At 41.0% G+C, this 9,440-nt stretch carries 9 protein-coding genes and 1 riboswitch; of the genes, 3 read left to right on the top strand and 6 right to left on the bottom strand.

Going from position 1 to position 9,440, the window contains the following annotated elements; all coding sequences use genetic code 11:
* Positions 1-94 precede the first annotated feature (94 nt).
* Positions 95-361 (bottom strand): hypothetical protein, encoded by a 267-nt coding sequence (locus V7654_RS18350; RefSeq protein ID WP_335432187.1) that lies wholly within the window; start codon positions 359-361, stop codon positions 95-97.
* Positions 362-646: 285 nt separating this feature from the next.
* A riboswitch (cyclic di-GMP riboswitch) is annotated at positions 647-731 on the bottom strand.
* 239 nt (positions 732-970) lie between these two features.
* Here V7654_RS18350 and V7654_RS18345 point away from each other — a divergent pair.
* Entirely contained in the window at positions 971-1,315 is a 345-nt protein-coding gene (locus V7654_RS18345) for a hypothetical protein (protein WP_335432185.1), read from the top strand.
* A 39-nt stretch (positions 1,316-1,354) separates the two neighbouring features.
* Here the strand turns inward: V7654_RS18345 and nadE are convergent, their stop codons facing one another.
* A complete protein-coding gene (gene nadE / locus V7654_RS18340) occupies positions 1,355-2,176 on the bottom strand; it encodes an ammonia-dependent NAD(+) synthetase (RefSeq protein WP_335432183.1) in 822 nt (273 codons plus the stop codon).
* Positions 2,177-2,465: 289 nt separating this feature from the next.
* Here nadE and V7654_RS18335 point away from each other — a divergent pair, with 289 nt between their 5' ends.
* Positions 2,466-3,527: a lactonase family protein gene (locus tag V7654_RS18335; protein WP_335432301.1), complete on the top strand. Its 1,062-nt coding sequence runs from the start codon at positions 2,466-2,468 to the stop codon at positions 3,525-3,527.
* A gap of 49 nt (positions 3,528-3,576) precedes the next feature.
* Here the strand turns inward: V7654_RS18335 and V7654_RS18330 are convergent, their stop codons facing one another.
* From V7654_RS18330 to V7654_RS18315, 4 genes are all read right to left on the bottom strand, one after another.
* Positions 3,577-4,566, bottom strand: a complete 990-nt coding sequence (locus V7654_RS18330; protein ID WP_335432182.1) for a Gfo/Idh/MocA family protein — start codon at positions 4,564-4,566, stop codon at positions 3,577-3,579.
* 109 nt (positions 4,567-4,675) lie between these two features.
* Positions 4,676-6,082, bottom strand: coding sequence for a sensor histidine kinase (locus tag V7654_RS18325; protein WP_335432300.1), 1,407 nt, complete (start codon positions 6,080-6,082; stop codon positions 4,676-4,678).
* A complete protein-coding gene (locus V7654_RS18320) occupies positions 6,072-6,770 on the bottom strand; it encodes a response regulator transcription factor (RefSeq protein ID WP_335432180.1) in 699 nt (232 codons plus the stop codon). The genes V7654_RS18325 and V7654_RS18320 overlap by 11 nt, the downstream gene beginning before the upstream one ends.
* 190 nt (positions 6,771-6,960) lie before the next feature.
* Positions 6,961-8,346 carry an MBL fold metallo-hydrolase gene (locus V7654_RS18315; protein ID WP_335432178.1) on the bottom strand — a complete coding sequence of 462 codons (1,386 nt, stop codon included), beginning with the start codon at positions 8,344-8,346 and terminating at the stop codon, positions 6,961-6,963.
* A gap of 417 nt (positions 8,347-8,763) precedes the next feature.
* Between V7654_RS18315 and V7654_RS18310 the strand changes: the two genes are divergently transcribed.
* Positions 8,764-9,279: a DoxX family protein gene (locus tag V7654_RS18310; RefSeq protein WP_335432176.1), complete on the top strand. Its 516-nt coding sequence runs from the start codon at positions 8,764-8,766 to the stop codon at positions 9,277-9,279.
* Positions 9,280-9,440 lie beyond the last annotated feature (161 nt).

Here is a 9,440-nt window from a genome sequence, read left to right as displayed (position 1 = left end):
GAGCTGGACAATTCTCGAAGTGAATTTTATATTTTCTTATCACATAGATAAAAGCCTGTGGTCGCTACCACAGGCTTTTATAGTTTAATAGTTTTTATACAACATAATCTCCTGTTAATTTGCTGCAGGCGTTTGATAGATTCTGCAGGCATTCCATCCGAAGTTTCTCATCACAGATGAAATCGTTAAGTAGTTCTTCCTCCAGTTTCACCTGGATTTGACTGATTTCTTCCTGCAGCCGTTCTCTCTTTTCAACCTCTGCTAAATGAAACTCGATTTCACGTTCAAAATACTCTACAGTCCCAAACAAAACAGTCAATAATTCCTCCACCTTTCTTTTAATCTTTTTTCCTGCTGACAAAAAACCGATGCTGAAATGGAACAAATCTGCCAAAAGGAGTATCTTATTATATGCCCTGTCAAGTACTTAAGTATTATTTAACCTCTATAACGCTTTGCAAACGTCATTTTCAGTACTTTTCACATTTAAACGGTTTTTTCATGAGTTGTTTGAACCAAATAACATAAAAAACATGCTAATATGTGAAAACAGGTACAAATAGAAAAATCCTCCAAAAAGATGGCGGTTTTTCGACAAAGTCAAAAACAACACCTTTGGCCCATCTTTTAAATCATCCGATCCTTTTTTGGCAACCCGACGATCATAGCGAAAACACCTTAGACTCGTGGCTTTGCGTCCCTACCTTTCGATAAGTTTGCCTTTTTCTGTCCTATTTAAAATATAAAACTTACGTACCATCAATTCAACAAAATTCGCCATTTTCTAACAAAAATGAATCTTTGTTCCTATATCATTATGATTATTCTTTTTCAATTAATAGGAACTTTCAAGTTAGACAACAATCCTTTTGTTTCCACAATGTAATAAAGCCGCAACACCTATGTAAAACTAGGTTGATAGAATAGAAGGAAGAAGCTTGAATATAGGCGAAATGGCAGGAGGATCCTTATGGAACAGCATGTTAAGATGTCGCTAGATGAATGGAAAGCGGAAATTGAAGAAATCTTGAATGAAATTGATGCGGAATATGAAGAGATAAAAAACGAGTTAAAAGTTTATACATATAAATACAACATTACAAAGCAGGTTGTCCAATCGACCGTTAATCCTGATTTGAACAGGAAGATTCGTGAATTGTACCACCAGCCATTTGAACAAAAATTCAATGACCTGAAGGAATACATCAAGGAACTTGAAGAAAAAAAGCGAGTTTTTCAAATGTTTACGGATAAAATTGACAAGGTCACTGAAAAGGAAGATCCCAGAAGTTTTGCAATTACCGAACTTGAATAATGGCATTAAATAAGCCTGGCCATTTGGCCAGGCTTTTCTTTATTTTTTCCACCAGGAGTCGAACATCGACGCCGGTACCTGTCTCTTATGTTCTGAAACCATATATCTGGACTCAATTTTCGCAGCATCACCTTCTGCAATCTGCTTTCCTTCCAGATAATCGTCAATTGCTTCATAGCTCACTCCAAGTTCTGTCTCGTCAGCTTGAAGGGGCTTGTTGTCTAGAAGGTCAGCTGTCGGTTCTTTCAAGTATAATCTTGCTTCAGCATTCAATGCCTTGAGAAGCTCCCTTCCCTGTCTCTTGTTCAGCCCAGTTAGCGGCAGCAAATCGGCTCCGCCATCGCCATACTTTGTGAAAAATCCCGTTACCGCTTCAGCAGCATGGTCTGTGCCGATGACAAGCAAACCTTCCTGCCCGGCAATCGCATACTGTGTAATCATCCTCATACGCGCCTTAACATTCCCTTTGTTAAAATCTGTAAGAGAATCGCCAATCGCTTCTTCAAATTGTGTATTGAATGTATCAACAGCAGGCTGAATATTGAAGGTAATCATCTTATCAGGTTTAATGAAATCCAGTGCACGCTGCGCATCCTCTTCATCTTTTTGAACCTTGTATGGAAGGCGGACAGCAACGAATTTTGCATCGACACCTTCAGAACGCAGCTCTTCAGCCGCTAATTGAGCCAGCCTTCCTGCAAGTGTCGAATCCTGGCCTCCGCTGATCCCAAGTACAAATCCTTTTGCTTTCGAAGCTAGTAAATATTCCTTCAGGAAGCCAATTCTCTTCTGAATTTCCTCCTGCGGATTGATTTCCGGACGGACATTCAGTGCTTCAATAATCTGTTTCTGCAAACTCATAATAAACCTCCTTAATCACTGAAAAAGTTATTATTAAAGAGCATATCTCTTATACAGTTTAATGTCTAGATTTACACATCTAAAATCTACTGCCTCTCTTTAACTATACCGTTATATTGAAAAAATAAACGTCAGGCCGTGAAGATTGTTTGTTTTTCAAAAAATTTGTTTTGCCAGTCGCTCCTTATCACCTGAGTTTGTCCAGAACATTTTATTCGCGACTGGATTTTTGCTAGACTATAGATGAACTTAAATCAAACCAAAATAAAGCTAAATGATATTGGAGGCTTTGCTAATGACAACTCACGAAAAATTCACAGGCTATATTGGCACTTATACAAAAGGAGACAGCAAAGGGATCTATTCTTTTACCCTTGATGCGGCAAATGGAAAAATTACCGATGTGAAAGCTGCTGCCTCTCTTGAGAATCCGACCTATCTTACCATCAGTAAGGATAATCAGTATCTTTATTCTGTTGCAAAGGAAGGAAACTCAGGCGGTGTCGCGGGGTACAGAATTCTGGAATCCAAAGAGCTTTCCTTGATTAACAAACAAATCTCAGAAGGAGCTTCACCTTGCCATGTAAGCGTAAATAAGGATAACAGCCTCCTCTTGTCAGCCAACTATCATAAAGGTTCTGCCGATTCATACCGTTTAATTCCTGAAAATGGAGAAATCCGAGCTGTGGTATCAAGCATCTTTCACGAAGGTTCAGGTCCTGATGAAAGACAGGAGAAAGCCCACACGCATTATAGCGGCTTTACCCCTGATGAAAAATATGCTGCTGTCATTGATTTAGGAATCGATCAGCTGATTACCTATTCTTTGGACAATGGCAAATTGGTGGAGAAAAGTATTTTGAATATCGCACCAGGCAGTGGTCCAAGACATCTTACGTTCCATCCAAACGGTGAATATGCCTATTTAATGACAGAATTCAGCTCTGAGGTTCTAGTGCTGAAATATCATTCGGAGGATGGGAGCTTCCAACAACTTCAGGCTGTCTCAACACTTCCTGATGATTTTAAAGAAAATAACCAAGGAAGCGCCATTCACATTTCCTCTGATGGTAAGTTTGTCTATGCTGCCAACCGCGGTCATGACAGCATTGCTGTGTTCGAAGTGAAACCTGGAAGCTTCGAGCTATCATTTGTGGAGCATACCTCGACCGAAGGCAATTGGCCTAGGGATTTCGTTTTAGACCCTAGTGAAAAGTATTTGATTGCCTCAAACCAGAATTCAAGCAATGTCGTGCTTTATTCACGAGATAAGGAAACAGGGAGACTTACGCTGCTTGACTCTGAGGTAAAAGTTCCGGACCCTGTGTGCGTTAAGTTTTTGAATTATTAAGGTTTTAATAAAAACGGGCAGGCGCTTTTTAAGCACCTGCCCGTTTTTATCAGCCTTCCTGGTCACTTGGGAATGTCACTCCCATTTGTCTTCTAGCTTCATCCAGGATGTTCATCGTGATTCTTGAATGTTCCAGTGAATTATTTACTGATTCTGATTGCCCCTGTTGAATCAAAGTAATAAATTCCTCAGCTTCATAAAACATATTATCTGTGATTTGCTCCCTTGTTAAATCCTCTGTTCTTCCGTCTCGATAGATGATTTCTACTTTTTCAGGAGAACTGATTTTATCAATTCTGATATTGCCATCCTCACCATGGATTTCAGATGGCAGTGATGAGTTTGTAATCTTGGAAAACATGATAATCGCGTCCATCTCATCATACTTCAACAAGAGGCTGCCTTCCCCATCTACACCAGAATTCAATACATATCCATTCGCCTGAATGCCCTTAGGTTCTCCGAATAAAGCGACAAGCGGATAGATGCAGTAAATGCCAATATCCATCAACGAACCAGCAGAAAACGCGGGATTGAAGGCATTTAACACCTTTCCCTCTTTATAGGAATCGTAACGGGAGGAGTACTGACAATAGCTTGCAAAATACCTTCTCACCGTTCCTATTTTATGCAGATTTTCCTGGACCGCCTTGAAATTCGGCATCAAAGTAGATTTCAATGCTTCCATCAATACTACATTATGCTCTCTCGCTGTTTGGATCATATCATCTAATTCCCTGCCATTTGATGCAATCGCCTTTTCACAGAGAACATGCTTGCCATTTTCCATGAAGGTGATGGCCTGGCTTGCATGGAGGGAAATGGGACTTGCAATATATACGGCATCGATTACATCGCTTTTCGCCATTTCCTCTAATTCTGTAAAAGTGTGCTCAACCCCAAACTTTTCCGCAAACTCAACAGCCTTCTGCTCAGTGCGGGAATAAACCGCTGTCAGCTGGAATGCCTCATGATTGCTTGCACCTTTTAAAAATGCTTCTGTAATCCAATTCGTACCTACTACTCCGAAACGTACCACATCGTTCACCCTTTCAAAATAACAAAAAGCGCAAGCGCTTTGTATTAAATCCATTAAAACAAACAAAAGCAAAAGCTGTAGGCTTTGCCTGCTGCTTATCATTTTCATTTTAACTAAATGGCAGCTCAATCACAAACTTTGTCCCTTTTCCATGCTCGCTTTCTAAATGGATCTTACCTTCATGCATCTGGACAAGCTGCTTAACGATTGACAGTCCAAGACCAAATTCACCAAAAGGATTACTCGTCCTGGAAATATCGGCTTTGTAAAAGCGGTGCCAGATCTTTTCAATTTCCTCCGGCTGAATTCCAATGCCGGAATCCTCAATTTCAATCAGCGTTCTATGCCCAGCCATCCATCCCTTAAGCCTAATTGTGCCGTTCTCGGTAAACTGGATGCTGTTTTTCGTAATATTGATCAAAATCTGGACGAGCCGGTCATAATCACCATGTACCATAACTGAATCTTCCACTTCAATTATAATACGATTATTGCGTTCTGCAGCCTGCATATCAAGCTGATCTTTAATGATTTCAAATACCTCGAGAAGCTCGATATCTTCTTTAATGAGCTGGACCTGGTTTGAGCGGATTTTATCATAATCCAGATTTTCATTCACAAGCCTGATCAGGCGCTTCGTCTCCTTGCTCACAAGACTGATGCCTCTCTCCTTTTCAGCCTCAGGTATCATATTATTCTTCAAGCCTTCAATTACGCCGCTGATCGTGGTCAACGGAGTACGCAATTCATGGGATACATCAGCCATGAATTGTCTGCGGCGATTTTCGAGACTTTCAATCTCCCCTTTTGATTCATCCAGCTTGCTTACCATACTGTTAAAATCCTCTGCCAGTTCGCCGATTTCATCAAAATCGGAGGATGGTACCTTCACAGTGTAATCACCTGCCGATACAAGAGATGTTGCTTCCTGCAGCCTTTTGATTCTGTTGACATGGATCCGCGACAGCAGCCAGCTTTGGAGAAAGGCTACTGCAAGAGCAACCAGCACAGTATAAAAAAGGTATTTATTGATTTCAGCAATCATTTCCCGTGCTCCGCTGATTGGAGATGTGAGTAAAATGCCGCCGATAAATTTCCCGTTGTCAATAAAAGGCAGTGCTACAAGGGTTACCGCCTGATCATAGCGCTTGAGGTCATACTTCATGACAATTGGTTCCCCTTCTGTAAGCTTTCTCCATTCCTTTTCGGTAAACTCAATTGCCGGCCCTCTCCATCTGATTGGGTTGAGCAGCTGCACGTTTTGATCAAAAACACTAAATTGTATATCCCTGGAGAATAGAACGCGGGCGTACTGATTGATTATCTGCTCGGGACGTTCATTTCCCCTCCCTAAATCACGCCAGATATTATCTCCGTATTCGATCAGTTCTTCTGTTTTATTCTTATATACCAGTGTTTCAACATAATGAGTGAACAGCAAACTAAGGATGAGAAAAGCTACGATGATAATGCTGATATGGCTGATGAATTGCTGGTAAATATATTTAACCTTCATGCCCATCGACCGATTCATCAAATTTATAGCCTACTCCCCACACTGTATGGAATAATGGCTGTGCTTCGGTGCCTAGTTTCTTTCTCAGCCGCTTGATATGGACATCCACCGTTCGTTCATCACCGTAAAATTGGTAACCCCACACACGCTCAAGCAGCTGCTCCCTTGTGAAAACCTGGCGAGGATGTTGCACAAAAAATAAAAGAATGTCAAATTCCTTCGGTGTCAAATTAGCGACTGGCTGTCCATTCAGCATGACTTCACGGGTTTCTTTATTAATTTTAAGGTGAGTGGTGCCAATTAAGCCCTTTTCTTCAGGCTGCTGTTTTTGATACCGGCGGGCTACAGCCTTAATCCTAGCCATCAGCGCCAATGGACTGAACGGTTTGGTCACATAATCATCCGCACCCATTTCAAGTCCAAGAACCTGGTCACTCTCACTGTCCTTCGCAGTCAGCATGATGATCGGCACCTCACTGCCTTCCTGTCTGATCTTCCTGCAAAGTGTAACACCGTCCATGCCAGGAAGCATCCAGTCCACAATCAATAAATCCCAGCTTCCATTTTTATACGTTTCATAACCTTTAAGACCGTCATGAACAAACTCACCTGAAATTCCTTCTTTCAAAAAAAACATATCAATCATTTCACAGACACTTTCATTATCCTCAATCACAAGAATCTTCATATTGATCTCCTCATATCACGCTATCTGTTTTTAATTAACATAAAACGGAATAGCGTGAGAATCAACAGATTTGACTATTGTTTCAAATTAATTAATCATTTGGTCATCGTTTTTTCATATTTTAAACGAAAACAAGTCTTTGATAAAAACAAGTGAAGCCAGCTCGAATGGAGAGCTGGCTTAAACTATATTAATCTTTCTTCACTGGAAGACCTTCTTTTTCCCAAGCGGAGAAGCCGCCTTCCAAATTCAGTACATCCTTGAAACCATTTTTCAGAAGCAGGCTTGTTCCGATTGCGGAGCGGGCACCTGACTGGCAGTGAGCGATGATTTTCTTGTCCTTTGGAATCTCGTCAAGATTGTCTGTGAGCGTACCAAGCATCAAATGGTGTGCGCCAGGAATGTGGCCGCTGTCCCATTCGCTCTGGTTACGGACGTCAATGACAAAGTAATCTTCATCTTCCATCAGTTCTTTTGCCTTGCTGGCAGGGATATCTTTATATTTTTCAAGATCACTGCTGAGTTCTGTTGGAACAACATATCCAGTTACCTGGTCGAGTCCTATTGACTGCAGCGATTTTTTAATATCAGTTAATTGATCCTGTTCGGCAATTAAGACAATATCATGATCATAGCTTAACAGCCAGCCTGCCCAGTTCGTGAATGATTTGTTATACGGAATGTTGATTGTGCCCTCTGCATGGCCTGCAGCGAATTCTTTTGCAGGGCGTGTATCGACGATCACCGCATTGGCTGCTTCAGATAGAGATACTTTAGACGTTTCTTCTTTGCGCAGCAACTCAGGTCCTGTCTTATTCAGCTTTTTCATTTGGGCAAAATACTTTGGTGGTTCAGGCTGCCCTGCCAGCAGCTCCTCTATGAACTTTTCTTCTTCTTTGATTTGGAATGCCCAGTTAAATTTCTTCTCATAGCCGAGTGTCGACATCGGAACCGCTCCAAGCGATTTTCCGCATGCGCTTCCCGCCCCATGTGCCGGCCAAACCTGAAGGAAGTCAGAAAGCTTCTCTACCTTGCGCAGCGACTCAAACATCTGACGTGCGCCGGATTCAGATGTACCTGCCACACCCGCCGCTTTTTCAAGCAAATCAGGACGTCCCACATCGCCAATGAACAGGAAATCACCGGTGAAGATTCCCATTGGCTCATTGGCACCGCCACCTTTGTCAGTGAGCAGGAAGGAGATACTTTCCGGCGTGTGGCCCGGTGTATGGATTACATCAAAATGGATATTTCCTATTTTAAATGTCGACGCTTCAGTCAGCAATTCATGTTCATATTGATCGACATATTGGTACTTCCAGTCCTTATCCCCTTCATCTGAAACATAAAGCTTTGCTCCATGGTGGTGAGCAAGCTCTCTTGCGCCAGAAAGATAGTCTGCATGGATATGGGTCTCAGTCGCAGCGGAGATGTTGAACCCTTCTTTTTTGGCAACATCAAAGTATGGCTGAATGTTCCTCGCCGGGTCGATTACAATAGCTTCCCCAGTTCGCTGACATCCAATCAAATAAGACATATGGGCTAGCTGTTCGTCAAAAAAAGATTTGAAATACATTTGAATTTCCTCCTCTTTATTATAAAAAGCTACTATATACTAGTTTGAATTTGAATCGTGATAATCCTATTCCTCCATATACCCCTACCCATATTTTTTAAAAGTCTATTTTAGCCTTTGATGGATTTTCTCAATTTATACCTCTAAGTGTATCCTATTCGGTAAATAATAATCTTTCAAATATTTAGATTTTAAAACTCTTGCTTCAATCAAGCGGGTTTTGTTTACCTAGCATGTATTTTTGTTCTCGTTCACCATGCAAAGAAGAATTGAGTCCTTATTCCTTATTGTTCAAAATTCTGTCAATTTGTTGTTTCGTTTCTGTGAACTATTTCACAAATACCTCATTTTAATTCCAAATTCTGATATATTGTTAGTGTAATCAATATTTACTTATTTTGAAGGGAAGCGATTTAAATGTTCGCGAAATGGTTAAGAGAAAACAATGTTGCTGCTGGCCTGTTGACTGTCATACGTGTCTGGCTCGGATATAACTGGATGCACGCTGGATGGCGAAAATTAACTGGTGAAGGATTCGATGCTACTGGATTTTTAAAAAATGCTGTTGCCAATCCGGTTAAAGGCCCGGATGGAAACATGGTTTACAGCTGGTATGTATCTTTCCTTGATAACTTCGCCATTCCAAATATCGATCTTTTTAACTTCATCGTTCCGCTTGGTGAATTCCTGATCGGTCTTGGTCTTATTCTTGGATGCTTAACAACTGCAGCAATGTTCTTCGGTTTAGTCATGAATTTCTCTTTCTTCCTTGCCGGAACAGTATCTCATAACCCAACTGACATCTTCTTTGGCTTCATCATCTTGTTCGCTGGCTACAACGCTGGCAAATACGGTTTAGACCGCTGGGTTGTTCCATTCATGCGCAAAACTGTCCTTAAGAAAACAAATGAAACAATAAATAACGCTGTATAAGAATTCGGCAGAGCCAAACCGAATATATGTTGAAGAGGCTGACTCAAAAGGTCGATTAAATTCGACCTAAGAGTCACCTCTTTTATTATTTTATCTATTTTATTTTGCGATTAAAATTGAATTTTAAAACAAAGTTGATTGGAGTGGAAGGCGCGTAGACT

The organism is Bacillus sp. JJ1609 (assembly GCF_036967045.1).
In the GTDB taxonomy this organism is placed as follows: Bacteria; Bacillota; Bacilli; order Bacillales; family Cytobacillaceae; genus Mesobacillus.
The sequence above is the reverse complement of the archived record's forward strand: the minus strand, read 5'-3'. Positions and strand labels throughout refer to the sequence as shown.

What these genes read in the sequence shown, in the direction of transcription:
- V7654_RS18310 (WP_335432176.1), top strand. Translation starts at nt 8,764, where the DNA reads ATGTTCGCGAAATGGTTAAGAGAAAACAATGTTGCTGCTGGCCTGTTG.
- nadE (WP_335432183.1), bottom strand. Translation starts at nt 2,176, where the DNA reads ATGAGTTTGCAGAAACAGATTATTGAAGCACTGAATGTCCGTCCGGAA.
- V7654_RS18320 (WP_335432180.1), bottom strand. Translation starts at nt 6,770, where the DNA reads ATGAAGATTCTTGTGATTGAGGATAATGAAAGTGTCTGTGAAATGATT.
- V7654_RS18345 (WP_335432185.1), top strand. Translation starts at nt 971, where the DNA reads ATGGAACAGCATGTTAAGATGTCGCTAGATGAATGGAAAGCGGAAATT.
- V7654_RS18325 (WP_335432300.1), bottom strand. Translation starts at nt 6,082, where the DNA reads ATGAAGGTTAAATATATTTACCAGCAATTCATCAGCCATATCAGCATT.
- V7654_RS18315 (WP_335432178.1), bottom strand. Translation starts at nt 8,346, where the DNA reads ATGTATTTCAAATCTTTTTTTGACGAACAGCTAGCCCATATGTCTTAT.